This is a genomic window from candidate division WOR-3 bacterium (assembly GCA_039801365.1).
Taxonomy (GTDB): Bacteria; Hydrothermota; Tepidihabitantia; order Tepidihabitantales; family Tepidihabitantaceae; genus JBDRUN01.
In genome coordinates this window covers 1-20000 of the sequence record JBDRUN010000040.1, presented here as the reverse complement: position 1 = coordinate 20000, position 20000 = coordinate 1, and the positions used below count along the sequence as shown (strand labels likewise).

General features: G+C 57.6%; 17 protein-coding genes. 10 read left to right on the top strand and 7 right to left on the bottom strand.

Annotated elements, in window-relative coordinates; genetic code table 11:
* Positions 1–257 precede the first annotated feature (257 nt).
* The 6 genes from ABIL25_06470 to priA all read left to right on the top strand — a co-directional run bounded on the left by ABIL25_06470 (position 258) and on the right by priA (position 9081).
* Positions 258–557, top strand: a complete 300-nt coding sequence (locus ABIL25_06470) for a hypothetical protein (GenBank protein MEO0081920.1) — start codon at positions 258–260, stop codon at positions 555–557.
* A gap of 185 nt (positions 558–742) precedes the next feature.
* The gene (locus tag ABIL25_06465) at positions 743–892 is read left to right on the top strand and encodes a hypothetical protein (GenBank protein ID MEO0081919.1); all 150 of its coding nucleotides are present in this window, start codon (positions 743–745) and stop codon (positions 890–892) included.
* Positions 893–1033: 141 nt separating this feature from the next.
* Positions 1034–1561, top strand: coding sequence for a transposase (locus ABIL25_06460; protein ID MEO0081918.1), 528 nt, complete (start codon positions 1034–1036; stop codon positions 1559–1561).
* 315 nt (positions 1562–1876) lie between these two features.
* Complete coding sequence (locus tag ABIL25_06455) at positions 1877–3592, top strand: BamA/TamA family outer membrane protein (protein MEO0081917.1); 1716 nt, start codon at positions 1877–1879, stop codon at positions 3590–3592.
* A 24-nt stretch (positions 3593–3616) separates the two neighbouring features.
* Entirely contained in the window at positions 3617–7150 is a 3534-nt protein-coding gene (locus ABIL25_06450) for a translocation/assembly module TamB domain-containing protein (GenBank protein MEO0081916.1), read from the top strand.
* 2 nt (positions 7151–7152) lie between these two features.
* On the top strand, positions 7153–9081 hold the full coding sequence (gene priA, locus ABIL25_06445) for a primosomal protein N' (protein ID MEO0081915.1): 1929 nt from the start codon (positions 7153–7155) through the stop codon (positions 9079–9081).
* On the opposite strand, the gene ABIL25_06440 is transcribed toward priA, so the two are convergent.
* Positions 9078–10127, bottom strand: coding sequence for a hypothetical protein (locus ABIL25_06440; protein ID MEO0081914.1), 1050 nt, complete (start codon positions 10125–10127; stop codon positions 9078–9080). The two genes, priA and ABIL25_06440, sit on opposite strands and share 4 nt — an antisense overlap.
* Before the next feature lie 145 nt (positions 10128–10272).
* On the opposite strand from ABIL25_06440, the gene ABIL25_06435 reads away from it, so the two are divergent.
* Positions 10273–11052, top strand: a complete 780-nt coding sequence (locus ABIL25_06435; protein MEO0081913.1) for an electron transfer flavoprotein subunit beta/FixA family protein — start codon at positions 10273–10275, stop codon at positions 11050–11052.
* 49 nt (positions 11053–11101) lie between these two features.
* A complete protein-coding gene (locus ABIL25_06430) occupies positions 11102–12073 on the top strand; it encodes an electron transfer flavoprotein subunit alpha/FixB family protein (GenBank protein MEO0081912.1) in 972 nt (323 codons plus the stop codon).
* Between the two features lie 217 nt (positions 12074–12290).
* On the opposite strand, the gene ABIL25_06425 is transcribed toward ABIL25_06430, so the two are convergent.
* Positions 12291–12584, bottom strand: a complete 294-nt coding sequence (locus tag ABIL25_06425; GenBank protein ID MEO0081911.1) for a DUF721 domain-containing protein — start codon at positions 12582–12584, stop codon at positions 12291–12293.
* A 1-nt stretch (position 12585) separates the two neighbouring features.
* Positions 12586–13758 carry a DNA replication and repair protein RecF gene (recF, locus tag ABIL25_06420; protein MEO0081910.1) on the bottom strand — a complete coding sequence of 391 codons (1173 nt, stop codon included), beginning with the start codon at positions 13756–13758 and terminating at the stop codon, positions 12586–12588.
* Between the two features lie 96 nt (positions 13759–13854).
* On the opposite strand from recF, the gene ABIL25_06415 reads away from it, so the two are divergent.
* Both ABIL25_06415 and ABIL25_06410 read left to right on the top strand, forming a co-directional pair.
* Positions 13855–14775, top strand: coding sequence for a DUF58 domain-containing protein (locus tag ABIL25_06415; protein ID MEO0081909.1), 921 nt, complete (start codon positions 13855–13857; stop codon positions 14773–14775).
* A gap of 10 nt (positions 14776–14785) precedes the next feature.
* Entirely contained in the window at positions 14786–16747 is a 1962-nt protein-coding gene (locus ABIL25_06410) for a BatA domain-containing protein (GenBank protein ID MEO0081908.1), read from the top strand.
* Between the two features lie 25 nt (positions 16748–16772).
* Here ABIL25_06410 and ABIL25_06405 read toward each other — a convergent pair whose 3' ends face one another.
* The 4 genes from ABIL25_06405 to ABIL25_06390 form a co-directional block, all read right to left on the bottom strand.
* Entirely contained in the window at positions 16773–17147 is a 375-nt protein-coding gene (locus ABIL25_06405) for a hypothetical protein (protein MEO0081907.1), read from the bottom strand.
* A 78-nt stretch (positions 17148–17225) separates the two neighbouring features.
* On the bottom strand, positions 17226–18539 hold the full coding sequence (locus tag ABIL25_06400; GenBank protein MEO0081906.1) for a M20 family metallo-hydrolase: 1314 nt from the start codon (positions 18537–18539) through the stop codon (positions 17226–17228).
* 81 nt (positions 18540–18620) lie between these two features.
* Positions 18621–19559: an ATP-binding protein gene (locus ABIL25_06395; protein ID MEO0081905.1), complete on the bottom strand. Its 939-nt coding sequence runs from the start codon at positions 19557–19559 to the stop codon at positions 18621–18623.
* Between the two features lie 20 nt (positions 19560–19579).
* Positions 19580–20000, bottom strand: a 421-nt coding sequence (locus ABIL25_06390) for an ATP-binding protein (GenBank protein MEO0081904.1), incomplete at its 5' end; no start/stop codon positions are given.

Genomic DNA, 20000 nt, shown 5'->3' with positions numbered 1-20000 from the left:
TTCTTTCAGTTTCGTCTCGTGCAGCAACGTTTTCACGCTTCCTCGCAACGCAAGCCAGTCTCTTGGCGGAATGCCAGCCGACTTTGCGGCCGCCCTCAGGGGGTCACCATGTACCTGGGCTAGAGCTAATGTCGCACCCCTAGTCCCTATATAGAACTGCAAGAAAGAACGCTGCGTCTCTTGTATTTCCTGTCAAGTTCTCGCGTCTAACAGGTATGAACAACTTTCACCGATTGGGTAAAGGGAGGAGCAGCCTTATGGACAACCATGGTATCGGTCAGGAATTCCTTCCTTTCAAGCTCGGCGTGACTGAAGAAATCATCACCAGCCTGAGCGGCCTGGCCCTATTCCATGAGGCCACCCTGCCCTCCGGAGTCGTGGCGCAGACACACAAGCGCTTGCCGACACCCTGCTCCAACCGTGGTATCAGTCCGGAAGACTACGTCATGCCCTTGGCGCTTATGCTTACCGGCGGCGGCCAATGTCTGGAGGACATCCGGGAGATTCAACAGGACTCCGGGCTCAGGAAGCTCTATGGCTTCCGTCACGTACCCTGAGCCGATGCTGTCGGTGTCTGGCTCAAGGTACCCTACTGTATCCCGGGAACAAAACAGGTCAACGAATACTTGGCTAGTACTGCTATCATCAAGAGCGGCGTCCCCGACTTCACACTCAATACCGACGCTACTTTGATTGAAACAGAGAGTGCCACGGCCAGGATGTGCTACCAGGACTCCGCACTTTGGCTCCGCTTCTGAGCTTCTTGGCCGAGCTGGGGTTGTGCGTGGCCTGTGACTTCCAGAATGGCAATGTGCCGGCCGGTGTCGGCATCGAGAAGCAGCTTGAGCATACGCGCAAGCTACTTGCCTCACTGAGCAAACGGTTGCGTTAGTTCCGCAGCGACTCAGCCGGCTGCCAGGCCAAGGTGTTCAACGCCTGCCGGAAATTGAAGGTGACCTTCACCATCACGGCTGACCAGGATGCGGGGGTGAAGGCGACAATCAAGCGTCTGGCAGAGGAGTAGAGTGGCCGGATGCGGCTGGTCGGACCGGATGGGAAACAGACCGACCGGGAATACAGGACTACGGTGCATTGTATGGAAAAGACCGAGGCTTTCACCATCATTATCGAGCGTTGGCCGAATCCCCGGCCGGACCTGTTCGATGGAGCCTACTGCTACCACGCGATTGCGACCAATGACTACGAGCGAGAGACGAAAGACATCATCTGGTTTCATAACGGCCGGGGCAATGCGGAGAACAACAAAGAGCTCAAGAGCAGCTTCGGTATGGGCTACTTTCCGTGTCAGAGTCTTAGGGCCAATGCGGTGTGGCTGGGGCTTGGCGTATTGGCGCACAACCTGGCGGTGGTAGTGAAGCGGTTGCTGTTAGGTGGTGACTGGGTCACGAAGACGATAGCCACGTTCCGCTGGCAGCTTGTCTTCATCGCCGGCAAAGTGGTGCCACATGGTCAAGAGCTGTGGTTGCAGGTCAGAACCTGTTACCATGAACTACTGAAACTTATCCACGACCGCTTGAGACTTGTCTTCGCGCCGACCTAGGCCGCTGCCCGACTGCCGGCAGATTCCCCGAGCCTTTACTGGCGTCATGCCGAATTTCCGCACAGGTCATTTCCGGTACTGAACCAGTCTGCCGGAGGCTGGCACAACAGCGCTTGAGCAGCTCGCGGCACTTTATGGTATCACAACTGTCGTATCAAGCGCCTTTGGCCGCAAACTTCAACTTCTGCATCAGGATTTTGGGATCAGGTCATGGATTGACAGAGTCGGAAGCGTAGTGCTATTATCAGTGGTAATGCCAGCCCGACGAGATGAACCGAAGAGAAAGCCAAGTGTGTTCGAAGAGGAGATGGTACCTTGGCGGTAGCACTCGCTGCTTCAGTGGTTCTTTTTCTGAGTCAAGTCGCCAGGGTTGACTCAATCGAGGCGGTAAGATTTGCAGGGAACCGAACGTTCTCCGGCCGGCAGCTTCTAAGCGTTGTCACAGTCCGGGCCCGACAGCCATTGGACGAGCGCCGACTTGATGGCGATGTAAGGGCGCTTGAGCAGTTCTACCATGATAACGGGTTCCGCGATGCCCAAGTCGGCCGGCGGGTGAGCAGGGGGCGACGGATGTACGTCGTTGTGCTGAACGTGGTGGAGGGAATAAGAACGCGTGTCGGTACGATTGCAATCATCGGAAACCGAACGTTCGAAACAGAACGGCTTATCCAACTATTGCCGGTGAGGGTGGGAGGATATTATGATGCCGGTTCAGTGAGCCGGTGTTTGCAGGTCGTGAGAACGTTGTACCTTAATTCCGGATACCCATTTGCTAACGTGACAGCCGAATGGCGGTATGGGGACACACTGGCCGACCTTGTTGTTGAAGTTACCGAGGGACCACGCTGCTATCTCGGTGAACTGCGGGTGCGGGGCAACCGAACAGTTCGGACCGCCACGGTGCTGAGGACACTGGAGCTGCGCGAGGGAGAGATGTTCAGTCAGCAGCGTTTGCAGGAAGCCGCGCGACGGCTGTATGCTACTCGGCTTTTTCAGCGGGTACTGTTCCACGTATTGCGGCCGGATACGTCGAGCAACCGTGTTGTGGTGCGGTTCGACGTCGCCGAACAGCCGTATCGGGTTTTTGCATTCGGCGGCGGATTCGAGACTCCGCCGTGGCGTCTGCTCTTCTCCATCGAATGGGAGCACAACAACGTCCTGAACCGCGGACAGCAGTTCGACGTTAGCATTGAGTTCAGTCCTAACTTCAGCGGTGACTTCCGGACAGCACTGGACGTCCACTATCGCCTACCGTATCTGATTCTGATGAGGGTTGATCTTCAGACCCATCCGTTTTTCTACTGGGAGAGGGTGGATACGCTGCTGCGGCGGGAATACGGTATCGAGACCGGGCTTTGCCGGAACCTGACCAGGTATCTGAGTCTTGGGTTGTTCAACCGGCTGAGGCTCGTTGCCGATACTAGCCGGGGTATCACAAATTCCGTGGCACTAAACGCAACGTATGATTCACGGGACGATTTCTTTGATCCGGCTTCTGGGTTGTACGTCAGGCCCGCGGTCGAGGTGGCCGGCGGAAGCCTTGGTGGTGATAACGACTTCTATCGGTTTACCGCTGAGACACGTTGGTTTCAAGTGGTCGGTCCGAGGTTCGTACTGGCGGTACGGGCGATGGTTGGCCGAGATATACTCTTCGGCCGAACTGTCGCAATACCGTATTATGAAGGTTTTGCGCTTGGTGGCCGAAATACCCTGCGCGGATATCGTGATCGGTCACTGGGGCCGGATTCAATCGGTACCGACCGGTTCGGTCCGGCAGTGCTGAATACAAATGTCGAACTGCGTACGCCGTACGTTTTCGGTTGGGTCGGCCTGGTCGTTTTTTTCGACGCCGGCGAGGTCATCGGTTCTGCTGCCGGGTACACGCTGACGGACCTTGAGTATTCTGCTGGAGCTGGCCTCAGGGTGAGAACGCCGATTGGACCGGTTCGGCTTGACTGGGGGAAACGACTCAAGAATCCGGCGCCGGGTGACAAGGGAAAGTTCTACTTGGGACTGCTGCATGCATTCTAGGCTGGTGAGCTGACAGAGTCACCAATGAACATTGATGCACATCGGGGTCCGGCCAAGGGCCGGCAGGCGAAAGCACCTAGACGATACGGCTGTCCAGTTGCGGTTGCCATACTGCTGATGCTAGCCCTGCTACTTTTTTTGTTCAGGCAGCATGTCGGGCGGCTGGTGATTGACCTTGCACTACGTCAGGTCAGCCGTTCAATCTCCGGTCGGATAACCTACGGCCGGCTGAGCGGGAACGTGTTCAGTACCCCAACATTCGAGTGCGTAGCTGTGGTTTTTGGCAGCGATTCGGTGAAAGCGCGGGCATTGACGCTAACCTATGAGCCGTTTGGGTTTCTGCGTGGCCGGCTACCTCTGTCCGAGGTTGAAATACTGGAGCCAAGCGTCTTCCTGAGCGTCAAGAACTGGTCAAGTGAACCAAGTCGCGATGGCGTTCCAACTCGCGTGTCGTTTCCAAGACTTGCCTTGCGCCAATTGCACGTGAGCCAGGGTTCGTTGTATGTTGACGGTCAACCTAGGGCGGAATCGCTTGAACTGGTTCTAAGCATCTTCTCGAACCCGTCCGTGGTCGAAGCCCGGTTTGTCAGGGCCAGTGGCCGTCTGGTCCAGGAAAGGGTGTGCGTTGGGGACATCAGTACGTTGTGCCGCATAACTCCGGACTCGCTTGTTCTGGATAGCATGACGGTGCTTACCGCAGGTTCGAGGTTGACCGGAAACCTTCGGTTCGCACTGGACGGCAGCGGTGGCGACGCAGTACTGGAGAATCTCAGCGTGGACATTGCGGAATTTGCGACCTGGCCTGGCCGGGTAGTGGTAAGGGGCAATGTCCGACAACGCGGCAAGACACGCAGCGGCGAACTGGGGTATGCGGCCGAAGGCATGCTGCTTGGCAGAATCCGTTTGCCAACGATTCGGGGCCGTCTGACTTTGACCGAACCTGAGCTGCGTGTTGAGGCGAGCGGTAAAGACCCAGCGCTTGGCGAGTTCGAGCTTTCAGGGAGTTTTGAGCTGACTAGTTCTGTTTTCGAGGCTAGGGCGAGTATGAGGAATGTTGCGGTCCGCCGCGTGGAGCCGGCACTGCCAGATGTCAGGGTCCAGGCCGATATCAGGGCAATGGGCAGAGGAATTGACTCGATTGCAGTCATGGCCGGAGTCAGAGTGCGCGAGCTTGGTATTGATACTCTGGTGGTGAGCGGCGAGTGGCGGAAGTCGGGTGAAAAGGTAAGTAGGGCGAGCGGTAGCGTGGATATGCGCGGCCCGGCCGGCTGGCTGTGGGCAAGCTGCGAGTGGCACGCAGTGGCTGATAAATGGCAGCTATTGGACTTCAGGTGCGCGATTGACAGTCTGGATGTCGGTCTTGTTGGCAGTTTCTTTGGAATGCCGGCTGCGGGCCGGCTCAAAGGGCTTGTGACTGGAGCCGGCGGGATTGACAGCATTGAGCTGAAGGGTGGAGTAAGGGCGACCGGCCTGGAAATTGCTAGTATGAGATTTGAGCAGGGGTTGGCCGAGTTTGACATCGCCGTCGGCCGGGCACTGCGCGGCCGACTGATGGTAGGTGTTGAGGGGGTAATGCTGCCATGGCTTGGTTCGGATCAACCTGGCAGATTGTCAGGAACCCCGGGTCTTGGTCCCCGATTGCCGTTGGCTTTGCTCCAAGGGAAAGGAGACCGGGAGGCACGGAATTGGACTCTGGATGCAGCTCAGCTTACGTTGCAGGACGCCGAATTCGACCTGCGGGTTGACCGTCCGGAAGATCAGTTGCTGGCCGGTGGTCTGGTCCGGCTTGGCCGGGACGGTGTTGATTGCGAGGTGAACCGATTTCAGTTCGCAACCCGTGAAGAAACCCTTGCCTTGGACGAGCCATTTGTATTCATCTTGAACCGGGACTCGGTTGCGGTCCGGGATGTGCGGTACCACGTTGCCGACGGTACACTTGAACTTCACCTAGTGCAATCAGGACGGTCGCTGCCGATGGTGCAGGTGCAGGGGAAGAAGCTGAATCTGCGCAAGCTGCAGAAACTTGCCCGTCTGCCGTTTGAAATATGGGGGACTTGGAACTTCGAGGTCTCAGGCCAGGACAGCTTCCAGCTAAGGATGCGGACTGAAGACTTGGAGTTACCTTCGGTTGGGCTCATGGTGAAGGACCTTGTGCTTGACCTCATGGCGAGTCGGACTGAAGCCTTGGTCCGACAGCTCTGGTTCGTGCACGCAAGGGATACCACGGTGCTGTCCGGCCGGGTATCGTATGAACTGTCCCCGCGCGTTGCTCTTAAGGATGTTGACTTCTCGGCCGATATTGCTGATCCGGGAACCTGGGTGCTTGCTTTCCTGCGTCCTACGCTGGAGCTTTCAGAAGGGCAGCTTTACGGCCAGTTAAGGTGGCGGGGCGGGGTGTCTGAGCCGAATCTTACAGGCCGGCTCAGGGTTGTGGCTGGCACCTTGTCAGTCCCGGCTATCAATATGAAGCTGGACCGGGTCAATGCTGAACTTGCCGCGAGCGCGGACCGAATTGAATTGGAGAAACTTTCGGCCGCCTCGGGTGCAGGACTCGTGACAGCGACCGGGTTCGTGGACTTGGGAGAGGACTGGTTGGTGGATTCGTTGCGCTACAGAATACGGCCGGACGGCGCCACTATCAGCCCGCTACCTGAGGTGTACGCGGTAGTTGCCGGCGACCTTACGATTTCGTGGCAATCACACCGGCCTTTATCGCTTGAAGGCACGCTCGACGTAGAGGAAGCGCTTTTGGCATTCGGGTTCGGACCAAATCAAACTGCAGTTCAGTCATCGTCCAGTAAGGGGGATTCGGTCGTATATGACCTGCGGGTCAGGGGGGAACGGGCAATATGGCTGCGTAACCCGCTTGCCGACATCGAACTGTCCGGTGACCTTCAGGTTCGTCAGACAATGAGCGAAGAAACCTACTCGGGCCGACTGTCGTCGCGCCAAGGCAACATCTACTACCTAGACCACACTCTGCGCGTAACGCAGGGCGAGATCCGGTTTGACAATATCGACCGGCTCAACCCGTCACTAAACATCAGGGCCGAGCTGCCAGTGCATCGGCGCGTAGGGACCGACGGTACGGCACCGGACCGCATCGTGCTTACCATTAGCGGTACACTCGAAAAACCAGAGTTCAGGCTTGAGGCCGAGCCACGAGGCTGGGATGAAAGTCAAATTGTCACCTACCTGAGCCTGAATGTCACCGCCGAGGAACTAGCCGGGCTGGAGAGCCGTCAGGCGGCCACACGGTACCTGTCAGAGCGACTGCTCGGTTACTTCCAGACTCAGGCGACCAAGCGCGTGCGAAACTACATCGGTCTTGATGAACTCAGCTTTGAGAGCGCGTTTGCGGGGGGCGAAGGGTACAAGGTAACGGTAGGCAAGTATGTGGCCAGGGACCTTTACTTTACCTACACACAGAACTTCACCGGAGCGATGCAGCCGGCATTCACGGTCGAGTACTACTTGGACCGCCGGAGCGAAATCGTCGGCAATAAGTCGGAAGAAGGCCGGTACTCGGTACGGTACCGGTTCAAGCTGCGGTACTAATCTTGAAGTCCAAAGCTCCAAGCAGCGAGGCTCAAATCCCAGGCCCGTTCCGGTTCTGCGACGTGGTCATTCCTAGGCCGAGGCTGGATGAACTGACTTACTGGTATGACCCGGAACGTGTCGGAGAACTTACACCAGGTGACTGCGTGCAGGTTACGCTTCGCGGCCGGAGAACAAAGGGTGTGGTTGTCGCACTCCGGGATCAAGCAAGTTCGAAGTTTGGACTCCGGAGCTCAAGACTACTGTTACCGGTGCTTGCCGTCATTGAGCGCGGTTTTGTCGAGCGTGAACTTGTGGCGCTCATGCACTGGGTCAGCCAAAACTACTGGGCAACGATGGGCGAGGTGTTGAATACAGTCCTGCCCCAGGGAATGTGCGGATACCGGCCAAGGTTACACCATGTGGTTGACACCAGCCAACTGGTAGTGTGCGATACCACGCCAGGCGCCAGTTTTCCAGCCTTTGCCGAGAGCCGCTTTGCCGTTTTGTGCTCCTGCCGGACCGCGCAGCGAGCCGAGATAGTTGGGTCATTTGTCGAGGCGAGGATAATTCACGGTGCGGTGTTAGTACTCCTGCCTCAGGAGAAGAGTGGACAGTGGTGGTCGTGGCTGGCAGAGCGCTTTGGCCAGAATCTCGTCGAGTATCATTCGGGACTGAGTCCGGCGCAGTTGAAACGCGCATGGCGGCATGTCCGCACTGCTGAGCGACCGCTCGTGGTCGGCGTGCGGTCAGCTGTTTTCGCACCGGTCAGGCACCTTGCCGGCATCGTGGTGGTTGACGAACACAGCAGGGTATATAAAGAGGAGAGACATCCCCGGTACCATGCTCGGGACGTGGCAATCGCAAGGGCCAAGGTTGTGGGTTGTCCGGTGCTTCTGTGCGACCGCACACCATCAGCCGAGACCTATTTCAATCTAAGAGCCGGCACCTATTCCTGGCTCGAGCGTCCGGCTGCCACCGGGACAAGGCAGGCGAGCTTTATCGTGGATATGCATGCCCACCGAGGCCGGATTTTCTCCTTGCGGCTCGAACAAGAGCTGGTTCGGGCGCTTGATTCGGGTATTGCAATTCTCTACGTGAACCGACGCGGTTTGTCGAGGCATGTGGCATGTCAGGACTGCGGTAACGTGCTAACCTGTGTACAGTGCGGGGTGCCGCTTGTACTTGAAGCGGACCAGACAGTCGGGTGCGGCATGTGCGGGCGCGTGCGTGCGGCACCCGAGCAGTGTCCAGCGTGCAATGGCACAAGGTTTCAGTTCCGCGCACCCGGAATCGAACTGGTGGCACGTGAGGTACAGCGAATCGCGCCTACTGCCGGAGTCACGCAGGTCAGTGCGGACACTGGTGAACCGATACCGGGGAAAACAGGCAGTGCTGTAGTAGGTACCCTGGCGCTGCTGTCAAGAACGTGGCCCGCCATCACGAGGCTTGTTGCAGCAGTTTGCTTTGACTACGATTTGGTGGTGCCAGATTTCCGCGCACGGGAACGGGCGTTCCAGACATTATACGAGCTGGAACGGCGGGCTCGGCAGCTCTCAAGTCGGCTCGTGGTTCAGACTTGGCGGCCAGACGATCCTGCGGTACGAGCAGCAATCGAACAGGATCCGGTTTGGTTCTTAGAGCAGGAACTGGAATCACGCCGGCAGCTCGGTTTTCCGCCGGCACGGCGTCTTGCACTGATAGAGTTCCGGTCACGCGATTTGCGGCAGGCACAGCGCCAAGCCGAAAGGATTGCACGCCTAGTCAGCAAGATGCGCGGGGTGGACGTGTTGGGACCGGTCCCGGTCGTGAAAAGGGCTGGGTCTGTCGCGTCACGGCTTCTTGTCCGGTTTGACTTTTCAAACCAGCTTGATCGGTTCTTCAGCCGTAGCCGGCTGGAGTCGCGCGGGGTGGAAGTCATGGTTGACGTTGACCCGCTTGAAGTGGTCTAACGAGTCAACCTTCTCAGATTATCACGTAGGGTTCTGGCTGATGGGGTATTCGCGACGGTGTCGCAGAAAACAGCAGCCGCCGCATAGTGTTTGCGGGCTCCGGTCGTATCCCCACGAGTCTCGCGTATCACGCCAATGTTGTTGAGTACCGCGGCCAGCAAGGGTGAAGAATCAGGCAGGAGTGCGCGGGCCGCGAAGTAGTAGTACTCGGCACTGTCTGGGAACCCGCGGCTCTGAAACAGGTACGCTATAGCGAAAGCAGCGCGAGCTCGGAGCCCCCGGCCGGTGGAATCATCGGCCGCAAGTTCGAAATGCGGGGTTCCGGAAGTTCCTGAGTCCGCGGTCTGAGCACTAGACGTCCGATGACCGGAATCCGACGTAACTCCGGAAGCCCCGACCTTGACGTCTTCTTCCTTCTGCAAGGAGGTGGTGTGAGAAAGAGGGGGCGATAGGTGTTGCAGGGGCGAAACTACTGAGGCCCGGGGCAACGCGCCGAGCTGGAACGCTTTGCGGAATTCTGCAAGCGATCGGTCAAGACTGGCCGAGTGGTAGTAACAGAACCCAAGACAGGCATGGACAGCCGATACGTATCGGTCCGGTACCCTCTTCAGGCAGCGGTGCAGCTCGGCTATCGCCTCAGGCCAGTTCTGCTCAGCGATGAGCGAGTCTGTGGGTTTGAGCCGACAGCAAATCTCTGCGGGCAGGCTGCCGAAGCCGAACGTGTCAGGTTCAATTTCGCCGAGCATTCGAGTCAGCGAGACTAGGTCCTGTTGGGCGGTTGCCAGCAACGGTATTGGCGCAGGTTCGACCGCGGTGTGCGACAAGGTTCGTGCCAGCATGAACAGAAGGAACAGCACAACTAGACCGGTGACAATCCAGAGCCAGAAACCGGGCATTTCCCGGCGGCTCTGTCCGAGCTTCATCTTACGGTTCTTGCCCATCGTCGAGGATGTTATCTTGTCGTGCAGGGCTGTCAAATCGAGTGCGAACCCAAAGGCTGTCTTTCTTGCTCCACATCTTGTTTCCACTTCTATTTCCGGATTCATCCGCGGCTTGACCGCCTGGATTCTTAGCGTATCCTTGCAACTCGCGTCATGTGTTGCAATAGAGCCATTACTGTAGGACGCATGAGGTTCGGCAATCCAATCATGTTCATGCTTTCGGTTTTCGGACCTTAGTCAAGGAGGCAGAATGAAGATAGCAGTGTGTGTTCGGCGGGTCCCGGACACAAGCGAGGCAGCACTTAGAGTTGACCAGACCGGCAAGCACATCATAGAGGACAATCTGATATTCACAATCAATGAAGCCGACAATTATGCCTTGGAGGAAGCACTCCTACTCAAGGACCGGACCGGCGCCGACGTCACACTGCTTACGCTTGGTACCCCAGAGTCGGTTGAAGTGCTACGGATGGGGCTTGCCAAGGGTGCAGGTCAAGCGACGCGGATCGACGACGCGGGGATTGATGATGCCGATAGCCTGGTGATCGCCCGGATACTCGCAGCCTTCCTCCAGCGGGGCAATTTCGACCTTGTGCTGACTGGCTGCATCGCGCAAGACGTGGAAGACTCGCAGGTCGGGCCGGCACTGGCTCAGATGCTGGGCTGGCCCCACGCCGCATACGTGACCAAGCTGGATGTCGGTGACAAGAAACTCTTGGTCCGGCGTGAGCTCGAGGGCGGACTGCTTGAGACCGAGGAGCTTACAATGCCGTGCGTGGTTTCGATCCAGACCGGAGGAAACACTCCGCGCTATGCTTCGATTCTTGGCATAAAGCGGGCCAAGACCAAGCCAGTCGTAGAAACACGGATTGAAGAACTGGGAATAGGCGATAGCGAAACGAAACCAATGACCACCTTGCTGAAACTGTACGTGCCCGAAGTCGTGTCTGGAGCAGAGATGATCGAAGGTGACGTGCCAACCAAGGCCAGGCGGGTGGCTGAGATTCTGAGGGAAAGAGGACTGGCATGACGAGGCGAATGACTAATGAACAGGGCCCAGCCGATGAGGGAGTTGGACGATGAGCTGGGTTACGGTTTTGGTTGAACATCGACAGGGAACAATAAGGGATGTGACTCTGGAGATGCTGGCCGCGGCTCGCGGACTGGCTGGAGAAATGGGCGGCAAGGTAGAGGCACTGCTTCTAACCGACCGAGAGACGCTGCTTGAACCGCTTGCCGGTCAGGCAGACAGGATAGTATGTGTCACTCATCCCGAGCTTGGACAGTTCAATGCCGAGCGGTACCAGCGGGTACTGGCAAAGCTCGTATCCGAGCGTCGGCCGGACGTGGTAATGGTTGCTCACTCTGCCTTCGGTACCGACCTTGCCCCGAGCCTAGCAGTTGAGCTCGGGGCCGGGCTGGTTTCTGACGCAGCCGGTTTCAGGTGGACAGGCGAAGGGCTTGTTGTTACGCGGGGAATGTATGGCAGCAAGCTGAACGCGGACCGGCTGGTTAGTTCGAAACCGGTGTTAGTGATGGTACGGCAGTCAAACTTCAGGCCCGGACCAGCCGGGCTTGCCACGCAAGTAGAGCGATGGGACGCATCCGGCGTGTTGGCTGGGGGTCTTAGAACGAGGTTCGTCAGTCTGGACGAAATTCCGAGCATGGGCATTGACATAACCAAGGCTGACGTAATTATCGGAGTAGGCCGAGGCTTGAAAGAGGTGGCAAACCTGACGCCGGTGAAGGAACTGGCAGACGCAATCGGTGCGGTCGTGGCAGGGTCGAGACCGGTGATTGACGCTGGCTGGTTGCCTAAGGACTGCCAGGTTGGTTCTTCGGGCAAGACGGTAAAGCCCAGACTCTACATAGCGCTTGGTATCTCAGGCGCATTTCAGCACGTGGCCGGCATGAGAGCGTCCGAGACAATAATCGCAGTCAACAAGGACCCGAATGCACCGATATTTTCGATCGCCCATTACGGCATCGTTGATGACATGCATAAGTTGGTACCGGCTCTCAAACAGCAACTGGCAGAACTAAAGGCGTAGACCTTGGAAGCAGTGGTCAGTTGTTCTCCGCAACCAACGCGTTGAGGCCGGTCCTCATGCACGCCGAGATGCGCCGGGCGTTGGAGGTCCAGAATTAGGAACGTCCCTCGAAGCCACAACAAAATCCGACGTCGTCCCAGTAAAGATAAGTTGTGTGGATGTGGCCGAGGTCGTCTTTTCCAAGTGAAGTGAAAGACAAGCTACGGTGAGAAGGACGCTACTGCGGTTGGGGTCTGGAATGCTTGAGTACGAACCGGATGTCTTTGATTGTGCCTCGTTTGACATACTTGGCTAACGCTTTGAACAGCCGCGGCTTGAGATAGATGAGTTGGTTGATCCACCCCGGGCTGTCAACCGAAACGAGAAGCGTGCCGTCCTCGAAAGACAGTGCACAGGTGTGACGAGCGATGATCTCTCCAACCGCCTCTGGCCACTTCTCAACCAGTCGGCGACCATGCAGCAGCTCTTCGAGATGGAGTTCCCGCAAGACCTTTGGTAGGACCCTCCCCAAGCTAACGAACTTCTGAGATTTTCCCTGCTTGGACATGGAATACCTTTCCGGCCGGAAAGAGTTCACGGATTTCGGAGGCCGATGGTGCTGCGGCTTCGGAGCCCGGCCTCAGCCCGTCCTTCATCTCTATCCAGTGGCCGCTCCACCCTTTGCGCCTCGGGTCCTTTGCGGCCGCGTATATCATCTGACCTCGTTGAGCCACAAGTTCAAGCACCATCCGGCTACGTTGCTCGTCCAGCTCGGATACGATTTCATCGAGTAGGAATACCGCTGGGCCCTTCTGACTTGACGCAAGGAGGTCGGCTTCAGCAAGCCGGAGTGCGACCGCGGCCAGTCGTTGTTCGCCAATCGAACCAAACCGCCTCAGCTCCCGGTCAGCGCTGCGCACGAGAATGTCGTCCCGGTGCGGTCCGACGACAGTTTGTTTCAGTTCTTCTGACCGGTGTCGGAAGGCGACGAGCCTTGTGCGGAACTGCTCGGTTAGGTCCGAGTGACTGTTCTCAGAACCGATTGTACCGATGCTGGGCCGGTACTCGTAGCTGCAATCAGTACCGAGTAATGTCCGGCCGTGCCGCATGGCCGCTTCTAGGAGTGGGCCGACAACACGCAGGCGCTGTTTGTACACCGCGACTCCGGTCTGGACCAGCTCTGACTCCCATGCTTCGCGAACGTTCATGGCTGCGGCTTGCTCCAGGAGTCGGTTGTGCTGCCGCAGGGCATGTCGGTACTTGTTGAGTACCGGGATGTATGCCGGGTCGGTCTTGGCAATTGCGAGGTCCAGAAAACCACGGCGCAAGGTCGGAGCGCCACGGACTAGATCAATGTCGTCGAGCAGGAATACCACAACTGGTAGCCAGCCGAGGTAGGCTGAGAGTCGGTCAATTTCCGTGCCATTACGTAGGATTCGTTTCTCCCTGCCGTCATACCTTATTTCGCCGGATTGGCCTGTGCGGTCAGTGCCAGCAATGGTCAGACAGCTCTGGCCGAACCCGAGAAGTTCTTTGTCCGGACTGCGCCGAAATGAACGGCCAATGGCGAGATAGTAGACCGCCTCGAGCAGATTGGTCTTGCCGGCTGCATTCGGTCCAAACAAGTAGTTGATGTCGGGCGACAATTCGAGGCGCGTATCCAAAAGGTTACGGAATCCGGAAACAGTCAGCTGGACTAGAGGCACGTCCCAATCTAGCCGAACCATGGAAATGGTCAAGCAAGAAGCAACCCGGATACCTGAAGTACTTGCGTGGTGGGGTTGCCGGAGCTAGACTTCCCTATGCCTGTTTCCAGCGCCGGGCTGACCGGCACCTCCTCCCGCCTTTTCAAACCTGAGGTCGTTGCCAAGCTCAGGAGCATTGACTTGAAGGCTCGGCTTGTGGTTGAGGGTTTCCTTGCTGGGTTGCACCGCTCGCCGTACAAGGGTTTCTCGGTTGAGTTCACCGAGCACCGGCCATACATGCCCGGTGATGAGTTGAAGCGGATTGACTGGAAGGTTTACGGCAAGACCGACCGGTTCTACGTGAGGGAATACGAGGAGGAGACGAACCTCCGTGGTTACATCGTGGTTGATGCGTCCGGCTCGATGGCGTATAGGAGCCAGGGCCGTATCTCGAAACTGGAATATGCAAGTTACCTTGGTGCGAGCCTTGCCTATCTGTTGCTCCATCAGAAGGACTCGACCGGCCTTGTGGTTTTCACCGACCGGATTCAGACCTACATTCCGGCCCGCAGTACCGGTACGCACCTAAGAGTTATCCTGAGTCAGCTCGAGAAGACAAGACCGGGCGGCGATACTGACTTGGCAGTTACGTTTCACCAGTTGGCCGAACGCATCAAACGCCGCGGCCTGGTGATTATTCTTTCCGATCTTTGGGACGACCAGGCTCTAGTACTTTCTGCCCTGCGTCACTTCCGACACCGTAAACACGAGGTACTTGTGTTCCACATCGTTGATCCTAACGAAGAGCGGTTTGCGTTCAAGACACCGGTTGTGCTGCGCGACCTAGAGACTGGTCAGGAGATGACCCTCGACCCGCGGGTGGTCGGCGCCGAGTACCGGTCCAGCTTCGTATCATTTTTCCGTGAGTTTGAGCGCGGTTGTCGTGAAGGGCTGGTTGACTATCACCGGATTACAACCGACACGCCGTTCGACCAAGCACTGTTCGCCTACTTGGCACGTCGGCAGCGGATGCGTTGAGGTCAGTGCAATGGGTTTTGTGAATCCCGGTCTTCTGCCGCTTGCCGGTTTTGCCGCGATTCCGGTCATCATCCACATCCTGTCGCGTCTGCGGCTTGAGCGCAAACCGTTCCCTTCACTGCTGCTGCTACGTACCGTACGGCGGGAGCGTTTTTCTTGGCTCCGGCTCAAGGAAATCCTGCTTCTTGTGCTGCGTACCCTTGCACTTTTCTCGCTGCTGTTGGCACTTGCCCGGCCGTATCTGTCCAGCCGCGTTACCGGGCTGGCCCGGGCTGAAGACCTAGTGCTCGTGCTGGATGATTCCTACAGTATGTCCTATGGTAATCGGTGGCGTTTGGCGCTTGAGCGGGCCCGGGAGCTTGTACGGTCAAGCGGTCAGGGTCAGCGTCTAGCATTTCTCACCGCGTCCGGCATCGAAATCCCGGCCCGGGCGGGCACACAATCGCTGGTACTCAGCCTCTTGGATTCGCTTCAGCCGTTCGCAGTGGCTCCAACTCTTGACCGAGTCCTTTCGCGGGCAGGAGCAATTGCTGAGTCTCTTCGTGCCGAAGTCATCTGCATAACTGACCTGCAGGAACGTTCGATTGGTCATGACTGGCGCGTACCGGCCAGGGCTAACTTCACACTTGAGACAGTTGCCGGCCAGGGCTTTGACAACGCGGGTATTGTGAAGGTGTTCCCCGAAGATTTTTTTGTCCGCGCTGGCCGGCCAAACCGGCTCAAGGTCATGGTGACAAACTATTCAGGCGCGAGAACAAGCCGGACACTCGCGCTCGAACTTGACGGTCAGCGCGAGGAGAAAGTCGTCGAGCTCGCACCCTTCTGCCGACTCGATCACACCTTCGAGACTGTGGTGGCAAGACCCAGCCGTTACGTCGGTCAGGTCTGGCTTCGCGGCGACTCTTTGCCTGTAGACGACAGGCGGTTCTTTGTTCTCAACCTGGCCGAGGTGACGCCGGTACTCTTAGTTGAAAGCGGTCGCGTGACCGGACGGTATGTCAGACAGGCGCTCGTTGCGGACTCTACCTCAGGCTTTCGTGTCGACATTGTTGAACAGGCAGCACTGGGCCGGGTGAACCTGCGCAGCTACCGTGCTGTCATAGTCGCCGATGCATTTGCGCTTGCGCCCGCGGACTGGAATCGGCTCGAGTTTTACCTGCGCTCCGGCGGCGCGTGCCTGCTGATGGCTGGACTGGCTCCGGTCGGGCCTAGCTCACTTAGCACCTATGCGACAAGCAGAGGTATGAGCCGGCCGTCAGGATTTCTCTCGGTCGCTGCGGCCGATACCACGCACCCGGCACTCGCCGGCTTGGAGCCGAAGGCATTCTCGGGTGTCCATATCTGGCAGCATTCCCGGTTCGACGCTGGAAACAACCGGGTGCTGGTCCAACTTGCAGATTCAGACCCGCTTGTTTTGGAAGTCCCTGGCGAGCGCCTGGTCATATGGTCAATCAGTCCGACCCCAGACTTTTCCGACCTCGTATATAGGGCGGTGTTTGTTCCACTGCTTTATCAGACAGTCGGGTATCTGTGCCAGATCGATCAAAGGAGCGAGTACTTTGCAGGCGACACGATTCGGATCGAACTTGACCAGCCGACACCGGTTACCATTGTTACCCCCAGAGGTCGTAACCGGCTGGAACCGGTTCTGGGCCAGGGCCGTGGCATGCTGATTTTGTCTGATACCAGAACGCCGGGTAGCTACATGATTGAGTCCGATACTGGACCGTTCTTGGGACTCGCAGTGAACCCGCTGCCGGAAGAGGGTGACCTCACCACCGCCCGATTTGAGCGGCTAACCGGTCAGGGATTCAGAATCCGGCCAGCGTCTCAGACCGCTAGTGCGAACCTGACACCACTGCTTCTGTACATTTCTGTGCTGGCGTTCTGTTGTGAGCTGGTGCTGCTGGTTGTCGAGCGTAGAGCAGACGTCCGTCGTCTAAGAGCCGGGTCAATGCCGGGAACTCTCTAATAGGGGGTTCGACGCGGAGTGCCAGTTAGATAATCATCCCGGTCCGCAGGTAGTGCACATACCGTCGGAAGGCAGTTTCGTCTTCAAGGATTGCTACGCGACTGACGATCACGCACCCCTGTTCAATCAGGACCTTTAGGCCGTATGCCTGATGTCCTGGTTCGCGTACGGTGTATCCAATATCGTACACCTCCTCCGCCTTTCGATAGCCGCGTCCGGTGATTTCTTCCATGAATTGGGCCAGGTTGTCGGCGACCATCGAAAGCGCCAGCTGCGGCTGCGTCATCGAGCTGTGTATGGGAATTTTGATGACTTCACCACCGGTGGCTCTTTCATCCACAACTTCGGCCCGGCTCGTGTCCACAAACCTGCGAAGGTTGGCAAGTGCCCCTGGGTCCATAGCACTCTCACTCTAGTGCGACTTCGGCCCTAAGTCAAGGACGGGTCGTTTGACTGTTCTGGTCGGGCCTTTGTCTTGCTACTCAGTCAGCATCATGTGCGCATAGACCGCGGCGTTGCCCACCATATTGGCGACAAGACAGTACTCGTCAGGGTTGTGTGCTCGGCCCGCGTGCTTGCCCCACACGACTGCTGGAATTCCGCGTCTCCGAAAAAAGGCCGCGACCGTCCCGCCACCGATTCCCTTAACAAACGGTTCCTTCTTGTAAATCTCCCGGATTGACTGACTGAGCAGTCTTACCACCGGCGCATCAGCCGGGGTGGCCGGTGCAGCCTGGGCCAGTTGCTCGGTCGTGATGTCCACCTCCGTCTCAAACTCCTTCATGACCTCGTCGGCAACCAGACGCATGTCGGCCAGAATGTCATCGAGGCGATATTCGGGCAGTATCCGACAGTCGAAGTAGAACACATCTTCACCTGGAATTGTGTTGATGTTTGAGACGTTCGGTTCCTTCTTTGTCGGCTCGATGGTTGATTCCGGCGGGGTGAACAATTCGTCTCTTGCCGCATACTTCTCGTGCAGGGTCTTATCCAACCGCACAAGGAGATTAGCACCGGCCCGGTGTGCATTGACTCTTGGTGTCGACGCATGGCTCTGCTGTCCCCGCACCTTGAACCTTACCCATGCGATTGACTTTTCGGCAATTTCCATCATGGTTCCGTCCGCGTTGCCTGCGTCCGGGACAACAACGAGGTCTTCGGGCCGGCACAATTCATGGTTCTGTAATAGCCAGTCAATCCCGAACTGCGAACCGGTCTCTTCGTCCGCAACAAGCATCAGGTACACGTCCCGCGCGGGCGAAATCCCGAGGTCCAATAGTGTCTTGACCGCGAAGCAGGAGGCCACCATCTCCTGCTGATTGTCCTCGGTTCCCCGGCCATATATTTTCCCCTCCTCAACCGTGGCCTCGAATGGATTATGGGTCCAGAGTTTCTCGGGACCGGCTGGTACCACGTCCAGATGAGTCATTATCCACAGCGCCGGCTTCACTTCGCCAACGGCCAAGCGCCGAACGGAGTCCAGACCGGAGGTTCTGCACTCCGGGTCATACGTTCGGTCTTTCAGAGTGTTCTGCTTTCCCTTCAGTCTGGCGACTAGGTTTGGTCGGTACCCGCACGGAACATTCGGGTCCGCTGCGCGGTACTCTGTGACTTCAAGACCCCAGCTTTCAAGCACGGTCCTAAGATAGTCGGCCCTGGCTTTCTCGCCCTCACCGCCTGATTTCGGCCCAATTGCGGGCCGGCGTACCAGTTCCTTCTGCATGGTGACCATCTCCGACTCAAGCTGCTTGATGTGTTCAAGGACTCGTTCAAGCTCGCTGCTGAGTGACATGTTCGCTCCTCGGTTGACTCGGCCAGTGTAGTGACAACACGCCTTGTGTCAAATGCCGTGTTCCGAAACTCCCGGGCGAGACTATGCGCTGGAGGCCGGCAGGGTTATGGTCACGGTCGTGCCTCTGCCCGCGTCGGACTCAATGGCAATCGTGCCGTGATTGGCCTCGACGAATGATTTGCACACCGCAAGCCCCAGTCCCACGCCGAACGGTTTGGTAGAGAACATTGGCTCAAAGAGCCGGCTGGCGTGTTCTGGTAGGATGCCGGGGCCCGTGTCAGTCACTGCGACCCTGACGGAGCGGTTCAAACGTTCGGCCCCGATTAGAATCCGGCCTGACCCGGCGAGAGCCTGCCTTGCATTGACCAGAATGTTCAGGAACACCTGAACCATCTGTGCGCCGTCCACAAGGACCTTAGGCATGTCTTCTGGAACGCTGAGCTCGACCCTGATTCCAGTGGGAATTGCCGCCAGTTCCAGGGCGTCGGTCAGAATCTCGACAATGCTCACCGGTTCTGGAGTAGCAGGCCGACCCTGAGCAAAGTCCAGAAGACTTGTGATGATGCGATTTGACCGCTCGATCTCCTGGTTTATCACCTTCAGGTGTTGGGTAGCTCGTGCACTTAGCTGTCGTTCGAGCTCAATGTTCAGAAGGTAAGTGGCATTCTGGATTGCGGCCAAGGGGTTGCGCAGTTCGTGGGCAATACTGCCTGCAAACCGGCCCAAGGCAGAAAGTCTCTCCTGCCGAAGAAGTTTCTGCTGCATTGCGACAAGCTCCTGGGTACGTTCTTCGACGAGACGCTGAGCTGCAACGTTCTCGCGTACGACCAGGCAGAGAAACACCGCCAGCAGTCCGGTGAAGCATAGCCCGACCAAGGTAAACGTGGGACCCGCGGCAAGCCCACCGGCCAAGGAAACGACCGCGGTGGCACAGACGGCGAGGAAAACCGGCAAGAGGCGTTTCCCTCCCCGCTGAAAGGGTACGGCCGCTCCACCTGCAGGCCTGGGTTGATTCGACATTGCGATTGTCCTGACCGAAGTTATGGGCCGGCAATCGTGGTTTCTGACCCAAGACCTCCACTTTGGGCGTTCAATGCATGTAGCGGCAGGCCGAAGTGAAAAGTTGAGCCTTTGCCAACTTCCGACTCGGCCCAGATCCGGCCGCCATGGGCCTCGATAATCTTGCGAGAAATGGCCAAGCCTAGGCCGGTGCTTTTTTCGCCTGAAGTGCTTCGTACGCTGGTGCGCGAAAAAGGCCGGAACAGCTTGACAAGTTCATCAGCTGGTATCCCAGGTCCGCGATCCTCGACGGAGACAGCCATCAAGCCATCCATCTGTCCAACCGACACTTTGACCTTCGTCCCGGGTCTTGAAAACTTCAGGGCGTTACTTACCAGATTGTTGAGAACCTGCTCGATTCTCGTCCGGTCGAACCGCACTCGAGGCAACGCTGGTGGTCGG

Excerpts from the sequence above, each read along its gene's own strand:
- ABIL25_06460 (MEO0081918.1), top strand. The coding sequence starts at position 1,034 with ATGCGGCTGGTCGGACCGGATGGGAAACAGACCGACCGGGAATACAGG.
- ABIL25_06405 (MEO0081907.1), bottom strand. The coding sequence starts at position 17,147 with ATGGACCCAGGGGCACTTGCCAACCTTCGCAGGTTTGTGGACACGAGC.
- ABIL25_06415 (MEO0081909.1), top strand. The coding sequence starts at position 13,855 with ATGCCTGTTTCCAGCGCCGGGCTGACCGGCACCTCCTCCCGCCTTTTC.
- ABIL25_06450 (MEO0081916.1), top strand. The coding sequence starts at position 3,617 with ATGAACATTGATGCACATCGGGGTCCGGCCAAGGGCCGGCAGGCGAAA.
- ABIL25_06400 (MEO0081906.1), bottom strand. The coding sequence starts at position 18,539 with ATGTCACTCAGCAGCGAGCTTGAACGAGTCCTTGAACACATCAAGCAG.
- ABIL25_06435 (MEO0081913.1), top strand. The coding sequence starts at position 10,273 with ATGAAGATAGCAGTGTGTGTTCGGCGGGTCCCGGACACAAGCGAGGCA.
- ABIL25_06395 (MEO0081905.1), bottom strand. The coding sequence starts at position 19,559 with ATGTCGAATCAACCCAGGCCTGCAGGTGGAGCGGCCGTACCCTTTCAG.
- ABIL25_06410 (MEO0081908.1), top strand. The coding sequence starts at position 14,786 with ATGGGTTTTGTGAATCCCGGTCTTCTGCCGCTTGCCGGTTTTGCCGCG.
- ABIL25_06430 (MEO0081912.1), top strand. The coding sequence starts at position 11,102 with ATGAGCTGGGTTACGGTTTTGGTTGAACATCGACAGGGAACAATAAGG.
- ABIL25_06440 (MEO0081914.1), bottom strand. The coding sequence starts at position 10,127 with ATGAATCCGGAAATAGAAGTGGAAACAAGATGTGGAGCAAGAAAGACA.
- ABIL25_06470 (MEO0081920.1), top strand. The coding sequence starts at position 258 with ATGGACAACCATGGTATCGGTCAGGAATTCCTTCCTTTCAAGCTCGGC.